Source organism: Sedimentibacter sp. zth1 (assembly GCF_017352195.1).
Taxonomy (GTDB): Bacteria; Bacillota; Clostridia; order Tissierellales; family Sedimentibacteraceae; genus UBA1535.
Genome location: NZ_CP071445.1, coordinates 822,373 through 840,413, shown reverse-complemented (window position 1 = coordinate 840,413; position 18,041 = coordinate 822,373). Strand labels below are relative to the sequence as shown.

At 26.8% G+C, this 18,041-nt stretch carries 18 protein-coding genes and 2 pseudogenes; 17 read left to right on the top strand and 3 right to left on the bottom strand.

The genetic code is table 11. From position 1 onward, the window contains the following. Positions 1 to 142: 142 nt before the first annotated feature. The 3 genes and pseudogenes from JYG23_RS04075 to JYG23_RS04070 all read left to right on the top strand — a co-directional run. Positions 143 to 337, top strand: a pseudogene (locus JYG23_RS04075) (amino acid transporter); the annotation flags it as partial. Positions 338 to 427: 90 nt separating this feature from the next. Next, entirely contained in the window at positions 428 to 559 is a 132-nt protein-coding gene (locus JYG23_RS15005; RefSeq protein ID WP_256440303.1) for a hypothetical protein, read from the top strand. Between the two features lie 15 nt (positions 560 to 574). Further along, positions 575 to 841 carry a hypothetical protein gene (locus JYG23_RS04070; protein ID WP_207237261.1) on the top strand — a complete coding sequence of 89 codons (267 nt, stop codon included), beginning with the start codon at positions 575 to 577 and terminating at the stop codon, positions 839 to 841. A 147-nt stretch (positions 842 to 988) separates the two neighbouring features. Here JYG23_RS04070 and JYG23_RS04065 read toward each other — a convergent pair whose 3' ends face one another. Then, positions 989 to 1,138 carry a hypothetical protein gene (locus JYG23_RS04065; protein WP_207237260.1) on the bottom strand — a complete coding sequence of 50 codons (150 nt, stop codon included), beginning with the start codon at positions 1,136 to 1,138 and terminating at the stop codon, positions 989 to 991. Positions 1,139 to 1,764: 626 nt separating this feature from the next. Further along, positions 1,765 to 2,783, bottom strand: a pseudogene (locus tag JYG23_RS04060) (IS3 family transposase). Between the two features lie 231 nt (positions 2,784 to 3,014). Here JYG23_RS04060 and JYG23_RS04055 point away from each other — a divergent pair. The 12 genes from JYG23_RS04055 to cobO all read left to right on the top strand — a co-directional run bounded on the left by JYG23_RS04055 (position 3,015) and on the right by cobO (position 13,083). Then, positions 3,015 to 4,256 carry a S41 family peptidase gene (locus tag JYG23_RS04055; RefSeq protein ID WP_207237258.1) on the top strand — a complete coding sequence of 414 codons (1,242 nt, stop codon included), beginning with the start codon at positions 3,015 to 3,017 and terminating at the stop codon, positions 4,254 to 4,256. 105 nt (positions 4,257 to 4,361) lie between these two features. Then, positions 4,362 to 4,973, top strand: a complete 612-nt coding sequence (locus JYG23_RS04050; RefSeq protein ID WP_207237945.1) for a LysE/ArgO family amino acid transporter — start codon at positions 4,362 to 4,364, stop codon at positions 4,971 to 4,973. 64 nt (positions 4,974 to 5,037) lie between these two features. Then, the gene (locus JYG23_RS04045; RefSeq protein ID WP_207237257.1) at positions 5,038 to 5,562 is read left to right on the top strand and encodes a GNAT family N-acetyltransferase; all 525 of its coding nucleotides are present in this window, start codon (positions 5,038 to 5,040) and stop codon (positions 5,560 to 5,562) included. Further along, on the top strand, positions 5,563 to 6,120 hold the full coding sequence (locus tag JYG23_RS04040) for an NUDIX hydrolase (RefSeq protein WP_207237256.1): 558 nt from the start codon (positions 5,563 to 5,565) through the stop codon (positions 6,118 to 6,120). A gap of 140 nt (positions 6,121 to 6,260) precedes the next feature. Then, the gene (locus tag JYG23_RS04035; RefSeq protein ID WP_207237255.1) at positions 6,261 to 6,965 is read left to right on the top strand and encodes a TraX family protein; all 705 of its coding nucleotides are present in this window, start codon (positions 6,261 to 6,263) and stop codon (positions 6,963 to 6,965) included. Positions 6,966 to 7,115: 150 nt separating this feature from the next. Continuing rightward, positions 7,116 to 7,604, top strand: coding sequence for a sigma-70 family RNA polymerase sigma factor (locus tag JYG23_RS04030; RefSeq protein ID WP_207237254.1), 489 nt, complete (start codon positions 7,116 to 7,118; stop codon positions 7,602 to 7,604). Then, on the top strand, positions 7,597 to 9,000 hold the full coding sequence (locus JYG23_RS04025; RefSeq protein ID WP_207237253.1) for a DUF4179 domain-containing protein: 1,404 nt from the start codon (positions 7,597 to 7,599) through the stop codon (positions 8,998 to 9,000). The genes JYG23_RS04030 and JYG23_RS04025 overlap by 8 nt, the downstream gene beginning before the upstream one ends. Positions 9,001 to 9,155: 155 nt before the next feature. Next, a complete protein-coding gene (locus JYG23_RS04020) occupies positions 9,156 to 9,860 on the top strand; it encodes a phosphatase (RefSeq protein ID WP_207237252.1) in 705 nt (234 codons plus the stop codon). Between the two features lie 192 nt (positions 9,861 to 10,052). Then, entirely contained in the window at positions 10,053 to 10,757 is a 705-nt protein-coding gene (locus JYG23_RS04015) for a DUF1287 domain-containing protein (RefSeq protein WP_242631628.1), read from the top strand. A gap of 129 nt (positions 10,758 to 10,886) precedes the next feature. Beyond that, positions 10,887 to 11,597 carry a peptidase E gene (locus tag JYG23_RS04010; RefSeq protein WP_207237251.1) on the top strand — a complete coding sequence of 237 codons (711 nt, stop codon included), beginning with the start codon at positions 10,887 to 10,889 and terminating at the stop codon, positions 11,595 to 11,597. A gap of 242 nt (positions 11,598 to 11,839) precedes the next feature. After that, on the top strand, positions 11,840 to 12,331 hold the full coding sequence (locus JYG23_RS04005; protein ID WP_207237250.1) for a hypothetical protein: 492 nt from the start codon (positions 11,840 to 11,842) through the stop codon (positions 12,329 to 12,331). Positions 12,332 to 12,567: 236 nt separating this feature from the next. Continuing rightward, on the top strand, positions 12,568 to 13,083 hold the full coding sequence (gene cobO, locus JYG23_RS04000) for a cob(I)yrinic acid a,c-diamide adenosyltransferase (protein WP_207237249.1): 516 nt from the start codon (positions 12,568 to 12,570) through the stop codon (positions 13,081 to 13,083). 72 nt (positions 13,084 to 13,155) lie between these two features. On the opposite strand, the gene JYG23_RS03995 is transcribed toward cobO, so the two are convergent. After that, positions 13,156 to 16,059 (bottom strand): insulinase family protein, encoded by a 2,904-nt coding sequence (locus tag JYG23_RS03995; RefSeq protein ID WP_207237248.1) that lies wholly within the window; start codon positions 16,057 to 16,059, stop codon positions 13,156 to 13,158. Positions 16,060 to 16,519: 460 nt separating this feature from the next. Between JYG23_RS03995 and udp the strand changes: the two genes are divergently transcribed. Beyond that, positions 16,520 to 17,302 carry a uridine phosphorylase gene (gene udp, locus JYG23_RS03990; protein WP_207237247.1) on the top strand — a complete coding sequence of 261 codons (783 nt, stop codon included), beginning with the start codon at positions 16,520 to 16,522 and terminating at the stop codon, positions 17,300 to 17,302. Positions 17,303 to 17,317: 15 nt separating this feature from the next. After that, entirely contained in the window at positions 17,318 to 17,968 is a 651-nt protein-coding gene (gene deoC / locus JYG23_RS03985; protein ID WP_207237245.1) for a deoxyribose-phosphate aldolase, read from the top strand. Positions 17,969 to 18,041 lie beyond the last annotated feature (73 nt).

The following is an 18,041-nucleotide window of genomic DNA, read 5'->3' as shown; positions in this document are numbered from 1 at the left end:
TATTGAGTAAATTGTCAAAATATGTTACTGTGATTATAAGGCAAAGTGAAAACTGTAAATATATAATTTTATATGAATTCAATGACGTCTGGCATGTGCTTCATAAAAAATAAATACAATAGCGGAGAAGATATACATGAATATTAATTACTTTTTTCAGGGATTAACTATTGGATTGGCGTATGTTGCACCAATAGGAGCACAAAATTTGTTTGTTATAGAAACAGCATTACAGCAGAGTAAAAAAAGGTCTTTAATAACTTTAGCATTAGCTTGCTTTTTTGGTATAGGTTCGTTAATGGATAAGTTTCAAATATTAAAAATGATAATTTTACTTGCTGAAAAGAATAAAAGGAATTATCGTACTCAAAGAACACACTTGCAAATTGCAAGGGGAACAAAGCAGACTTAAAAAGATTTAGGAGAAATGAAATCAGAAGGCAGACCTTCAAAAGAGAAACTTGTTAAAGATTATATAAAAGAAAATCCTAATGATAATCCAACAGAAATTGCAAGAGTTTTACAAATAAGTAGACCTACAGTCTATAAATATTTATAAATTGTATCATTGTTTATGAAGTGTTATTATATAAATAATGATACACGATGTAACACGCGTGATACGCATAATGATACACAAAGTAATACGCGACAATACGCGGAAAATTCAAGCAAAGATAAGCTAATAGAAATTTTAGAAAGAGAGCTTAAGCATTCTAAAGATAAACTAGAAAAAGCAAAGCAGGAGAAAGAGAATTTATATAAACTACTTAGTCAGCAACAACAATTAAGTCTTAGTGATAAGAATAAAATAAAAGTATTAGAGTTAGAACAAGAATAAGTTTAAGATAAATCTCTCAATTTTGATGATATAATGAAAAGTAAGTTAGTGAATTTTAGTAAACTTATTCTCAATAAGTATAGTAGCTTAAACACATAAATACAATAAGTTCTGAAAATAGGTAATGATAATAAAAGACATCTTATTCTATCTGAATTTGTAGTAATTTAGAAATGGGAAAAAGCCTACCAAACCAAACCATTTATTATCTTTTGTATATAGTGCTAAGAATATGCCTACATATCCTAACAAGCCTAAATAAGCTAATTTGCTTACTTTCTTATCTTTTTTATTCATAAATAACCCTCCTTTCGTTTATGTATGTTCTATATTATATTAATAGGAGTGTACATGTATGTTATAAAGAGTTTATATGGCACATCATTTATAATAACTATGACAATAAAAATAATGGTATTTATAGTATCAAATGAGGTGAAATAATGTATTTTAGAACGTATAACTATACTTATTATTTATAGTATACATAGTATTCACTGAGATAGGATATTTACTATTAAGGGCTTACCTTTTAATTGCTTTTAAATGTCCATGGCATGGGCAAATGGTTTACTTACCATTGACATCTAGATACTATATCAATATACAATAGAGCAGGCGTAAATGAACTAGCATTGTATATATATCAACAAAGTATTTACGTTGATATTACTGTATTGTTTTATTAAAGGTATATATAATTTATATTTACCGTAACTAAAGCCACAACAAACTTGTTGTGGCTTTAGTTATTTCTTTGAAGCATACCAAATAATTATTTTGTTAAATGTATATTACTATATAATCCTGTATTATTAAGGATTATATAGTCAAAACGAAACGCAATTAGTCGGTAAAATATAGTTGATTTCGTTAATATTTGCAATTGTCAAGCATTTTTGTAACACTAAAACCCAATTTTTTTACTTAAGATTTCTAGCTTCAAAAGGTGTAAGACCACGGTTAAAAGTATGAGGTCTTAAATGATTATACCAAACATAGGCATAATTATTGATAGCAATATTTAATTCATTATCATTATGATAATAATGGTGGTATATTAATTCATTTTTTAATGCATTAAAGTATCGTTCCATTGGTGCATTATCATATGGACATCCTGCTTTACTCATGCTTTGAGTAATATTATTAGATTTACAATAATCAATAAACTCTTTAGAAGTATATTGCGACCCTTGGTCGCTATGTATAATTAAATGGTTTTTTAATTTCGGTTGAAAAGTTAAAGCTTTTTCTAATGTTCTAATAGCTAATTCAGCTGTTATTTTTACCATTTAAGCTAGAAATAACCGAACGATCATATAAATCTATTATAGAGCAATTATATCTTTTACTGCCATCAGTAAGGTTCAAATAAGTAAAATCAGTACACCATACAGAATTCTTTTTATCTGTTTTAAAATTCTGATTAAGGGGATTTGGAAATACTTTATGAGCATGGCCTTTAACATATTTAGGTTTTTTAGGCTTTACAATAGAATGCAGTTCTAATTGTTTATTCATATACTTATGTACAGTTGATTTGCTTATGAAAATGTCCTTTCTTGACAAGAATATTTTCATATTTCGATGACCTAAAATACCTTCTGTTTCATGATAAATATGTTTTATCTCATGAAGTATGTTCTGCTTTTGAGCACGATAACTAGACTTTTGCGAAAAATGCCGCTGCTTTTTTTAAGAATTGATTTTCCTTTTGCATTTCTTCTAATTGCTTTCGCAACTTTCGGTTCTCTATCATGTAATCATAATTTTCTTTGGTCTCATTGTTTGCTTGGCATTCTTCACGGGTTTACTTAATCCAATTTGATATACTAGCTCTTGATACTTTGTATTCATTAGATAAGCTTTCAATTGTACGTCCTTCTTCAATGTGAAGGTGTATTATTTTATTTTTAAACTCTGGTTCATAATGTTTCATTTGCATACCTCTCTCTAATATTATTTATTATACATATTAGGTTGAGGTGTTACAACTATATTATACCACTACACTATTTATATTTTACAATATAAATAATACAAAAAATATTGAGCAAATTGTCAAAATATGTTATTATATTTATAAAGCGGATTTTTTAAATATAACAAATGGGGGGGAATAAATAAGTCATAATATACTAATAAAATAAATATAATAAGGAGAAAACTAATGAATTACATAGAAATATTCAATGAAGTAGTAGATATAATGCATAATGATTATGCAGGCTGTAATGACAAGGTTAATATTGATAATCCAGAAAAATACATAAATTTAATTAATAAGAACAGTATGATGTCCGAGTATGACTTTTTGTGCTTAGTAAAGGAATATCTATTGCCTTTTTGTGATGGACACGTAGCATTTTTTAGTAACCATGATATCGATTTTTCAAATGGATTTTCTGTTAGACGTTATCAAGATTTATTATATGTGACAAATGCTAAGCAAGAGAGCAATATAATTGTAGGAGACGCCATAAAAGAAATTGACGGAAAAACAATTCCACAATTAGAAATAGAATATAGTTTGTATTTACAGAAAGAAACAAATGAAAGACAAAAGTGGAGAGAAATAATAAAAAAAGGCTCTGTTTGTAAAATTGTTCATAAAGACAAATCTGAAAGTGAAATTGTTTTAAAACATTATAAGCCTGTAAATATTGCGGGAAAATTTAGTTTTAAAAGTATTGATAAAAACACTTTAATTATGACACTTCCAAATTTTGAGGATGAATCAAAAATTGTTGAGTTAATAAATAGTAATATACAAGAAATTGAAAGTAAAAAAAATTTAATTATAGATGTGCGAATTAACGATGGTGGTTCTGATACATCATATTTTCCTTTGTTAAAATATATATTTAGTGAAAATGTATCAATAAAAAAATTATTTAACGGCGTAAAGGATTACGTTAATTACTCTGAACGAAATTGCGCAAACAGATTAGAAATGTTAACAGAATATGCTAAACACGAAGCTAATGAAGAAACAAAAAAATTGGTTGATCATATGATTAGTCAAATACATAATAATTGGGGTAAAGGTTTTGTAATAAATAATGATGATTTTGATTATGAAATAAAAGGGATGAATGTTCCTGAAAAAGTATATATATTAAGTGATGTATATTGCGGAAGTTCAGGCGATTCTTTTGTAGAAACATGTAAAAAATCTTCTAAAGTTACTGTGATTGGTAGAAATACCTTTGGAATAACTGATTATAGTAATTGTACTTTTTCAAAATTAGGAGATTTTAAACTTATGTATCCGCTATCACGTTCAAATGTTGTTGATGAAGGCAAAGGGATACAAGGTAAAGGTGTAGATGTTGATGTATATATACCTTGGACACCAGCGCATTTAGAAAGAGATGTTGATCTTGAATTTGTCTTAAATATGTGTAAATAAAACAAATCCAATGCGTTTATATAGAAAATGTGGGTTTATGGGCAATGACGTCTGGCATGTGCTTCATAAAAAATAAATACAATTGCGGAGAAGATATACATGAATATTAATTATTTTTTTCAGGGATTAACTATTGGATTGGCGTATGTTGCGCCAATAGGAGCACAAAATTTGTTTGTTATAGAAACAGCATTACAGCAGAGTAAAAAAAGGTCTTTAATAACTGCATTTATAGTTATATTTTTTGATATAACATTAGCATTAGCGTGTTTTTTTGGTATAGGTTCGTTAATGGATAAGTTTCAAATATTAAAAATGATAATTTTACTTGTTGGTAGTGTGTTTTTAATATACCTTGGTAGTAAGCTTATTATTTCAAAAATAAATACAAATGAAAAGGTGGATACTAATGTATCTATAACAAAAATTATTGGTACATCATGTATTGTTACATGGTTTAATCCTCAAGCTCTTATTGATGGAACTATATTGTTTGGTGCATTTAGGGCGACATTATCACCATCAAATTTAACAAGTTTTATACTTGGTTCATCAAGTGCTTCATTTATATGGTTTTTGGGTATATCATTAATTATAGGTACATTTAAAAATATATTTAATGATAAAATACTTAGGGTTGTTAATATTATATGTGGCTCTATAATTGTTCTATATGGAATTAAACTTATGTATAGTTTTATTGTACAAGTTATTTAAATATAAGTAAACTTGGATTACTTACTCCAACATTTTATGCTACAAGAGCTGTAAAGAGGTAAATATGATTAGAAAAGCAAGAAAAAACGATATTAATACGGTAGAAAAGGTTTATAACGATTTATTTGATTATGAGGAGAAAAATAAAAACTATTCATCATGGCACAGAGGTATTTATCCTACAAGAATTGTGGCTGAGAATTCATTAAATGAAGGTACACTTTTTGTTGGTGAAGAAGATGGAATTATATTTGGATCAGTAATATTAAATAAAATACAAGCGATGGAATACAAAAAAATAAATTGGAAGTATATTGCTAATGAAGAAGAAGTTTTAGTAATACACACATTATGTATTAGTCCACTTTTTTCAAGAAAAGGCAAGGGAAAAGAGTTTATGATGTTTATTGAAAATTATGCAAAAGAACAAAACTATAAGGTTATTCGACTTGATACAAATGAAGACAATATACCTGCTGCATCATTATATAATAAATTAGGCTATCGCTATGCTGGCATAGAAGAATTTTACTTTATGAATAAATATAAAGAAAATCTAAAGTGCTTTGAAAAGGAGATAATATATTAAATGAATTTAAAATTATTAATACAGCAATATAATCCTTTTAATGAACAAGAAGCTAAAGATAAAGAGTTAATATTAAAATATATGGATACATTTGATGACTTATTGACAAGAAACAATGAAATGGCACATTTAACAGCATCTGCTTGGATAGTTAATAAGGATAAATCTAAAGTATTAATGATATATCACAATATTTATAATTCATGGTCATGGGTAGGTGGTCATGCAGATGGTGAGGAAAATCTTTTAGAGGTTGCTTTAAAAGAAGCAAATGAAGAAACTGGTTTGGATAATTTTACTCGTCTAAATAATTATATATTTTCGCTTGAGATACTGGGCGTTGATGGACATGTTAAGCATGGAAAATATGTTGCAAATCACTTGCATTTAAATGTTACATATTTATTATTTGCAGATGAAAGTAAATCAATAAGAATTAAACCTGACGAAAACAGCGGTATACAATGGTTTGATAAACAACAGGCAGTTGAAAAATGTTCAGAACCATATATGAAAATAATTTATAATAAGTTAAATAAAAAATTAGATATGATATAAAACAGAGCACATAGTTGCAACTGAAAATGTAGCAACAACAGGAAAAAAAGAACCAACTATCAAATTTGGTTCTTTTTCCGTATATTTACATTTGTGAACTTTATGATATAATATTATATACATAGAAAGGACAAATGATAATGAACAAGTTAAACAGAACACAAATTAAATACATTGCAATCATAGCAATGCTAATTGACCATATTGGTATGTTCTTTATACCGTTAGTTAATCCTTTAGGAGTTATATGCAGAGTAGTAGGTAGACTGACAGCTCCAATTATGTCGTATTTTTTGGCAGAAGGTTATTATTATACTTCTTCAAAGAAAAAGTATGCTTTTAGGCTTTTGATATTTGCTATAATTTCTCAATTTGCATATGCTTTTTCGCATGGTAATAAATTAGGGGATTTAGATTTAAATGTTATTTATACATTTTTAATTAGTTTTTTAGTACTACTAAGTTACGATAATATCAAAAACATATTATTAAAATGGATTTCCATAATAGTACTCATAATGTTATCATCTTTTGGTGATTGGGGTGTCATTGCTCCTTTATGGGTATTGTTCTTTAGAATTTATAGGAATAAGCCATCATCAAAAATTACTTCGTACATATTAATATCAGGTGTTGTGGTTATATTAGGCATAATATTTTCAATATCAAATGGATTTAAATGGTATGGCGAGTTATGGCAAGTAGGGCTGTTTCTATTTTTACCTATAATTTATCTATACAACGGTGAAAAGGGTAGTGATAATAAATTTAATAAATGGGCATTTTATATTTTCTATCCATTACATTTGGTTATATTAGCCATCATTAAGATTTACATAATCTAATTTAAAATATAAGATAAAAGAAATACATTGTTTAGCCAAAAACAACAAATCTTACAAAAATATAAATATTTGTAAGATTTTTTAATTTTTTAAATCAAAACACGCTACTAATTCATCTAATAATTAGATAGATAAAGAAAGGGGCTATAAATGAATAAAAAAGAGTTTACAGAACGAATTACTGTTATAAAAAAGCAACTGTACAATACTGCCTTTTTATATCTCGGTAACGAACAAGATTCCATGGAAATAGTTGATGAAAGCATATTTAAAGCTTATAAATCATTAAAAACTTTAAATCATCCTGAATATTTTAATACATGGGTTATACGAATTTTAATAAATGAATGCAAACAGGAATTTAAAAGGCAAAAACGAATTAAATTAGATGAAAATATAGAATTTACAGCAAATGAAAATATTGAAGATTTTAATTATGATTCATTGCCACTTAAAGAAGCAGTAAATAAATTACCGTATGACTTAAAAAGTATTATCATCTTAAGATATTTTATAGGTTTTACTTTGCATGAAACAGCTCAGACTCTAAATATACCGCAGGGAACAGTTGTTACTAAACAACGAAAGGCACTAAAATTTTTAAGAATTGATTTGATTGAGGAGGAAAGTAATGAATAGGATTGAAGAATTGAATAATTTAAAAGATGAACTTAATGCTGTTGTACCAAATGGGCTTGAAAATGTAGAAAAAAGATTTAAGAAAAAAGTATTCAAAAGAAGAATAAGAAATTGTTTATGCATACCTATAAGTTCCTTGTTAATGATTTTAGCGATTTTTACTTGCTTTGTGAATTTTGTACCAGAATTTGCATATGCATGCGCAGAATTACCTATTTTACGGGATTTAGCAAGTGCTGTAAAAATATCACCATCTTTAGAAAAAGCATTTGAGAATGACTATGTACAAAAAATTAATCAGTCTCAAACTATTAACGGAATTACAGCGACGGTTAAATATGCAATAGTTGATGAGGATGAAATCAATATTTTTTATACATTAGAATCAGAAACTTATAAAAATTTATACGAAACATCTGAAATTAAATCACTTGATGGAAATGAATTTAACACATGTTTCAATAGAAATGAATTTATCCGAAAAAGCAACTTAAGAGTAGCGAATTCAAATATTGATAAGAGAATATCTTTTTTTATGAATAACTTTTCAGAAGGATTTATTTTTTCTTTGGACGTATTTAATTCAAATCAAGAAAATGAGGTAAATAATAATATAATAATTTCTAAAAATGAGGAAAAAGATTATATAGCAAATTTTAAGTTTGATATAAAATTAAATCCTGATTTAGTAGCAAAAAGTGAATATATTAGTCTAAATAAAACATTCTATATTGATAATCAAAAGCTGATATTAGAATATATTAAAATAAGTCCGTCTAATATGAAACTTAAATTTAAGGATGATATTAAAAATACTGCATGGTTAAAGGGATTAACTATGTATGTATTGAATGAAAACGGAGAAAGATTTGATTATCGCCAAAATGGAACTATAGCAAGTGCTGTAAACTCTAAAACTATGGATATGTATTATCTGGAAAGTCCTTACTTTTTTAATAATGAACATTTAACTTTAAATATAACACAAGCTGAGTGGGTTGAAAATAGCAAAGAAAAAGTGAAAATATATTTAGAAGACATAGAAAAAAATAATTTTGAGAATCAGCCATATAAACTGATTGAAGCTTTTAAAGAAGGGAAAGATTGGGTGTTAGCTTTTGAAGGTTCATATTTTGGTAAAAATCATTTTGTATCATTAGGTGGAATTTACTATGACGAAGTAGATAAAGGATATTACATCAACGAGATAAGATGTTATCATAAGACTTATAGGTATCGTACAAAACAAGATATTATTGATATTCCAGAATATCATGAGATTATAGAAATTAGGCTAACCGATTACCCTTATAAAACAGTATTTTTCCTAGATGATGCAAATGATATCACAAAACATACTGAATTAAAAACTCCTATAAAAATCAAAATTAAGTAAATCAATAAAAAATGTATTGGATTTGAAATAATTTCAATACATTTTTTTGTTTTCAATAAGATTAAAACTTTTATTGATAATTTAATTATTTAATGATAGTATAGAGTAGTTATTTTTAAATTGAAATTTCAAATAGTATAAATATAGGAGATTACATGAAACCATTAATAGATTTACACACACACACACTTGCAAGTGGGCATGCTTATAGTACACTTATGGAAAATATTCAGGAAGCAAAAAATAAAGGATTAAAAATATATGGCCTTTCAGAACATGCAGTCAATATGCCTGGAACTGCACATGAATTCTATTTTCATAATTTAAGAGTTATACGAGATGAAATTATGGGAGTTAAAATATTAAAGGGAATAGAAGCAAATATTATTGATTTTAAAGGAAACACAGATGTTAACGTGGAAATTTCAAAACAGCTAGATTATATGATAGCAAGTTTACACGGTCCATGTATAAAACCTGGGACTAAAGAAGAAAATACTAATGCTCTTATTGGAGCAATGAAACATGAAAAGGTTAAAATTATAGGTCATCCTGATGATGGAAAATTTCCTATAGACTATGAAAAGCTTGTTCTTGCTGCTAAAGAAAACAATATATTTTTGGAAGTTAATAACTCATCATTAAATCCAACAAGCTTTAGAGAAAATGCAAGAGAAAATTATATTGAATTGCTTGAACGTTGTAAAGAACATAATGTACAAATAATCTTTGGTAGTGATGCACATATGTGCTATGATGTTGGTGAATTTACAAATTGCATAAACTTAATAAAAGAAGTTAATTTTCCTAAAGAACTAATAATTAATTATTATCCTGACAAATTAGATTTTAATAGATAATAACAAGACATTAAAATTTCACAACAATTGTTACTCAAATGGTAGAATAAAACACTTTAAAATTAAATAATTTTAAAATATTGTCAAAATATAAAGACACTAAACTACAAATATGTTTAGTGCCTTATTTACTTTATTGTAAAATTATAGTAAAATATTGTTATATAGTTTAGGTATTTTAGGAGGTATGGTTTGAGTTCAAATAGAAAGAATCTAAAAATTATAAATATAGTACTTATAATTAGCTTGTTCATTTTAGTTATGATTTTATTCAAAAATCTAAGATTAATTCAATTCAAATCATATACAGCAGAGCATTTTGGTATTGAAACAGTAAAAAGCATGGTAGATTTTGATAATGACGGCATTGATGACTATACCGATATAATGCTTGGTGCAAGAAAGGATGCTGATAATCATCCGAAATACAATGGAAAGTATATAGCAGAAGGTTATCCCCCAGATGAAATAGGTGTATGCTCAGATGTTATCTGGAGAGCTTTTAAAAATGCCGGATACAGTCTAAAAGGTATGATTGATAACGATATAGCAGAAAGTTTGGAAGATTACAAAAATATAGAGAAACCAGATACAAATATTGATTTTAGAAGAGTTGTTAATCTAAGAGTTTTCTTTGATAAATATGCAGAAAAATTGACACTTGACATAAACAAAATTGAAGAATGGCAGCCAGGTGATATTGTTATTTTTGGCAAGGATAAGCACATAGGCATAATTTCAGATAAGAGGAACAGAAAAGGTCAAGCTTATGTTATACATAATGGTGGTCAAATTCATAGGGAAGAAGATTATCTTAAAATTTCAAATGTTGTTAGACATTATAGATTTGATGCTACTACTATAAGGAAAGATATTTTTATTAGGTGGAAGGAGTAATAATATTTTTTATTGACTTCAATTTCAAACAATGCTAAAATACGACTAACTCTTTTTTTTTTACATTTAAGGAAAACGATTTAGTAGATTATTGATTTTTATTAAAATAATTTAATATGAGGTGAATTTATGGGTAAAATTGTTGCAATAGGCGGCGGAGAAATGAGAAATGGAGAAACAAACAGTATAGATAACTATATAATTAGGCTTAGCGGAAAAGAAAATCCAAAATTGTTATTTATACCAACTGCAAGCCATGATGACAAGGGTTACATAGATAATATAAAATTGTATTTTGGTATGAAAAGCTGTACGGTAGATGCGTTATGCTTATATAGCGATTCATATAGCCAAAATAAAATAAGAGATATGATTCTCGATACGGATATTATATATGTTGGTGGTGGAGATACTGTTGAAATGATGAAAGTTTGGAAGCAGTATCATGTTGATGAATATTTAAAGGAAGCATATGAGAAAAACATTGTTTTATCAGGTATAAGTGCTGGTTCTATTTGTTGGTTTGAATTTGGTCATAGTGACAGTAATTCATTTAATAATGTTGGATGGTGGGATTTTACAAGAGCTTATGGTTTAGGGTTAATAAAGGCAGCTCATTGCCCGCATTACAATGAAAAAGGTAGGGAAAGTTTTGATGAAATGCTTAAGGATGAGACGATTTGTGGTATAGCACTCGAAAACGGTTCAGCTTTTGTTGATGAAAATGGCAAATATCATGTAATAAAAGAAAATATCAACTCAAAAGCATATAAAATTACATATGAAAAGGGAATCAAAACCAAGAAAGAAATGGATACTACAAAGTATTATACTTTATAATAAGATAAGCAGTGCTAAATTCTAAATATTGACAGGACAAGAAAATTATTGTATGATTATGCTATGACTAATGCACATATTCACCAAAAACGTTTTGTGGCATTATTTCATGCACAAGTCATAATAATTGGCTTGTTTTTTTATATACGCAGAGTTGCGTAGCAACTTTTTTATATACTAGGAAATCTTAACTCCTGGTATATATTAACTACAATATATAAATTATTAGGAGGTATACTTAATTGCAAAATTCATGGAGTGTAATCAAAAGAGATTTAGAAGAAAATTTATTATGTGATAAATTAAAGGGACGTGTAAAATACATTATAAAATCAGATAATAAAAAAGTTGTTTACATTAAAGTTGATGGCATAGAAAGAAATATTGAAGCATTAAAGGATAAAAAAGTTATTCAACAACAAGATGAACAAAACACAATTAAAGAAAATGGTCTTGATTCAATTTATATGTTAAAAGCTATAAAAGAATATAAACGTTCTAATTTCAACAATAGTTTATATTCGCATAATCCATTAATCAGAATGCTTGCTATAATGGATAAAAGGGTAACACCTAAACTTACTGAAAAATTAACTAAGGAACTTAAAAATCAACCTGACTGGCTTAAGTATTTTTATAAATTGAGATTTGATATAGAAAATATTCCTTATGAAGATGAGAAAGAAGTAGAACTGGAAGAGGCAAAGCAGGAAGAAGCTACAGTTACCGTTTAGAAATAAATAAAAAATTATTGTAAATAAGTCAAAGTTCTTACAAATTGTAAGAACTTTGATTTTTATGCCGAAGAGAGACATAGGTCCTCCTAGCAAAATTGCATAGAAACTTTTCCATAAATATTGTATAATATGGTGATGAGTTTTATTAAATACAATTGAATGTAGATTAGTAAAATTATTATTTTAACTATAGTTTAAAAAACTAAACTAAAATATAATATAATGGAGAAATTATGGATAAAGGATATATACATATTTACACCGGTAATGGAAAAGGAAAAACAACTGCTGCCTTTGGGCTTGCATTAAGAACTATGATGGCAGGTAAAAGTGTCTATATAGGTCAATTTGTAAAGGATATGAAGTACAATGAAACCAAAATAGAAAAATATTTCGAAAATATTAAAATAGAGCAACTTGGTCATGGCTGTTTTATTAATACTTTGCCTAAACAAGAAGATATTGATATTGCTACAGAAGGTCTAAACAAATGTGCTAAAATTTTAAAATCAGGAGATTATGATTTAGTTATACTTGATGAGCTTAATATAGCCTTATACTTCAAACTTTTTGATGTAAAGAAAGTTATTGAAATATTAAACAATAGAGCTGAAAATGTTGAGGTTGTCATAACGGGAAGATATGCACCAAAGGAATTAATAGATATTGCAGATTTAGTTACCGAAATGAAGGAAATTAAGCATTATTACTATTCCGGAGTAGAAGCAAGGGATGGAATTGAAAGATAGTCTCATAAAAAAACACCTCTATTTAATGGTCATCAAGACCTTAAGTAGAGGTGTTTTTGTTATATCAATTTATTATGCATTAGTTATTTTATCAAATATATTGCTATTATTTTTAATTTGTTCATTATTACCAAACACTACATATAGATTTTTATCTAAAATAGATTTGAATAAAGATTTAGTATTAACTAAGTCTTCACATTTAGTAGCAAATATCTCATCTCTAATTGATTGTTGATATTCATATGAATTATGTGAAATATAGTTTTTAAAAGCAATATCACCTTCAACTTCAATAGAATATGGTTGATCTAAATTCTTAATTGTACCTATGATATATTTTGTCATGTGTTTAGAATCTAATTTTAAATTATTAAAATAATTATATATATTTTTATAATTTTCTAGGGTCTTTGCTAAATTAGGATCTCTGTAACTTACAAAACAAATTTGTCCAGACTGATTTAATCTCATCATTGCACCATAAGCTCCACCTAAAACACGTATATTATTCCATAAATAATCTGTAGACAGTAAAGTTTCAGCAACCTTCAAAGCTCCAGTAAATTTGTATCCAAGCTTTTTATAATTATAACCTTGTGCTACATATTGAACATTAGAAGCTATTGAAAATGCTTCGGTTTGATTATTATACTTAAAATTATCAAAAACTATTGGCTGATTTTCATTAGAAAGCTCATCTGTAATACGCAATATTTCTTTTGCAAATATATCCTTTTGTTCTTTAGTACATGTTACAGTGATAATTAAATTGTTATTGTTTAACAATTTTTTTAATACAAGTTTAAGATTTTTAACTATATCACTACTTAATGAGTTAAAGTTATCATTTGATTTTTTGATAAATTCATAGAAACTATAACCACTAGCTTTTTCTAAATAGTAATATGCTGTATCAAATTTTGATGCTGCTTTTATAACTGCATATATTTGTCCAGAACTTACAAGTCTGCTTTGAATTGATCCAATATTAATATTTAATAATTGTTGTAATCTTTGTGTATCGTTTAAATCTGAATTAAATAATATTTCTTTAACAAGATTAATAGCTTTAGGTAATCTAGTTGTTGTTGATTTAAAATTAACTTCAAATTGTTTATATGGGTTATTAATATCTTTTGTATCAAGAAATGCATTGTTAGTAAACTTGATATTTCCAGTATTTATCATTACTTCATTTGATAAATCATTTAAAGTATAATTTTTAGTAGAAATCTTACCTAATATTTTAGTTAGAAGTCCTGCGTAAGATATTTCTTCTTCTGTTAAATTAGAAGCGTCAAACATTAAATTAGCATAAACTATATCATTTGTAAACGCTTCATGATGTAGTAGGGCAAAGTTATTAATCTTATATTCAGAAACATTTCTTTTAATAGATTTTTTATTTATGCTTTCAAGTTTTAAAGTTGGCATGCATTTAAGTTCTTCTTCTGTATCAGGGTTTGACTGTCTAACTTTTAGTTTCTTATTTTCTTCAATGATTTTCTCAATTTCTAAATCACTTAAACTATTTTTATATTCTTGAAGTTTTTTATCTAATGCTAAATCTTTTTCTTTGCTTAGGCCTTTTTTAGGATAAAGAGTAACTTTAGATTTATGATTATTATTGATAAAATATTTTTCTATTAATTTTTCAAAACCTTTATTATCAAGCCAAGAATACATTTTTTTGATTCTATCTTCAAAATATAATACTTCAACAGGATTATCTATAAAAGACCAACGATTATATAGCTTAATTCCAAGTTCAATTCCTTTAAAGCTATTATTAGAAATATCCTGTTTTAAGTCGAATTCAGCTTTTGTTATACAAGCTTCAAGAAACTTTTTATCTATACCATTAAATGCAAGTTCTTTAAGTGTACTTTCAACAATTTCATTGATTTTATCAATGTTTTCGACATCAGTATTTTGAGCTATGATACTAAATGTAGGTTGCATTGTATAATTATCAAATTGTGCTTTAACATTACCACATAAATTATTTTCCAAAAGCTTTTTCTTAATGATAGATGAATCAGAATTAACTATAACATCTTGCAAAATATCCATTGCTAAGCAAGTTTCTTCATCACTAGCTACTGAAGTTACATAATTTATAGAGTGAAATGTTTTTTGTTTTTCTGAATCTTCATCATTTATTGAGTAAGGGACAGACAATGTTTTTTCTTTTTTAAATGGTTCAACAAATTTAATTGAAGAATCTACTTCCAAATAATCATATTTAGATAAATAGTTATCATCTATAAATTTCATTATTTTATCTATATCACAATCTCCGTAAACATACATTAACGAATTTGATGGATGGTAAAATGTATTATAAAACTTAATGAAGTTTTCATATGTAAGAGTTGGTATAACATCTGGATCTCCACCTGAGCAATATTTATAACAATTGTCAAAAAGTGATTGATTAACAGATTCGTTCAAAATTTCCATTGGAGATGAGAATGCACCTTTCATTTCGTTATAAACAACGCCATTTATAGATAATTTATCATTTTTATCATTTAATTCATAGTGCCATCCTTCTTGCATAAATATTTCTTTGATTTTTGTGATACTTGGTTTGAAAGCAGCGTCCAAATAAATACTTAAAATATTCATATAATCTTCTTCATTTTGACTAGAAAATGGATATAAAGTTTTTTCAGAAAAAGTCATAGCATTTAAAAAAGTATTTAAAGAACTTTTCATTAACTCAACAAAAGGCTCTTTGATAGGGTATTTTTCTGATCCGCATAATACACTATGTTCAATTATATGTGCTACACCTGTGCTGTCATTTGGAATAGTTTTAAATCCTACAGTAAAAGCTTTATTTGTATCATCATTTTTAACAAATATTAGCTTAGTTTTTGTTTTTTGATGTTCATATTCATATACTTCAGAATTTACATCTTTTACAAATTTTTTTTCTTTTAAAATAAAATTGTAGCTATTTTTCATAATGTTTTCTCCTTGTGTAATTTAAAATATTTTCCTTATTATTATACTATAATTTAGTTATAAAATAAACATAAATAGTAAAAATAATATATATTTGTTAAATAATGATAATAAATGTTGAAATAAGTTGAATATAGGCAGATGTTCATAGCAAATTATACATGTAATTAATATGATATTGTTTTGTAGTCCCAAAAATTGAAAATATGTATTTCTCTTTATCTTTGTCATCTATATTTTTCCACTTTATGTTTGTTTGACAATAATGTTTAATATTTTAAAGCTATTGTTTAGCTCATTCTTCATTTATTTTAAAACTTTTATAATTATGTAGATAATATGATTTATTTTAGTAAACTATATGAATAATATACTAGTTATATAAAATTGACATAATAAAATTTTTGTTGTAATATACAAATACACAGCTTTTTTATACAATTTTGAAAGGAGATATAAAATGCAAAAATATTCGGGAGAAGAAGGTTTACAGTATCATTTAGTTATCAAAAAAGGTGATGTTGGAAGATATGTTATTATGCCTGGTGACCCTAAGAGATGTAAAAAAATCGCAGCATATTTTGAAGATGCAAAATTAATTGCTGATAATAGAGAATATATAACATATACAGGATTTTTAGATGGAGAAAAGGTTAGTGTTACTTCAACAGGAATTGGTGGACCATCAGCTTCCATAGCTTTAGAGGAGCTTGTTAATTGTGGTGCTGATACTTTTATTAGAGTTGGAACATGTGGAGGTATGGACATAAATGTTAAAGGTGGAGATATAGTTGTTGCTACTGGAGCAATTCGTATGGAAGGAACTTCTAAAGAATATGCCCCAATAGAGTTTCCTGCAGTTTCAAATTTAAATGTAACAAATGCACTTGTTAAAGCTGCTAAAAATTTAAATTATAATTATCATACAGGTGTAGTGGAATGTAAGGATGCTTTTTATGGACAGCATGAACCAGAAACTAAGCCTGTTAGCTATGAGCTTATGAACAAATGGGATGCATGGTTAAGAATGGGATGCTTAGCTTCAGAGATGGAATCAGCTGCTCTTTTTATTGTTGGTGCTCATAAAAGGGTAAGGGTAGGTTCGAATTTTTTAGTTGTTGCTAATCAAGAAAGACAAAAAAAGGGATTAGATAATCCAATAGTTCATGATACGGACTCTGCTATAAAGGTAGGAATTGAGGCTTTAAGAATTTTAATTAAAGAAGATAAATCTAATAAATAATAAAGGGTGAATGAAATGAAATATGATAACATTTTAAAAATTGTAGACCATACATTACTTGCTCAAACATCTACTTGGGATGAAATCAAAGCATTGTGTGATGATGGAATGAAATATAAAACTGCTTCAGTTTGTATTCCTCCATATTTTGTAAAACAAGCTAAGGATTATGTAGTTGATGAATTACCTATATGTACTGTAATTGGTTTTCCAAATGGATATATGACGACATCAACAAAAGTTTTTGAAACTAAGGATGCTGTTCATAATGGTGCTGACGAAATAGATATGGTTATAAATATAGGAATGTTAAAAGATAAAAAATATGATGAAATACTTGTTGAAATTAATCAAATTAAAGAAGCATGCAATGGAAAATTGTTAAAGGTAATAATTGAAACATGTTTGCTAACAGATGAAGAAATAATTAAAATGTGTGAAATTGTTACTAAATCTAATGCAGAATATATCAAAACTTCTACTGGATTTTCAACAAGTGGAGCAACTTTTGATGCAGTTAAATTGATGCGTAACCATGTTGGAAAAGATGTAAAAGTAAAAGCTGCTGGTGGAATTAAAACATTAGAAGATGCTGAAAAATTTATTGAACTTGGTGCTGATAGACTAGGTACTAGTAGAGTAGTAAAAATAGTTAAAAGTTTATAAATGGAATTTCGAAGTAAATTATTATGCAAAATATAAATTATCATTTAAAGTTATAATTTTTATAACTGGTGGT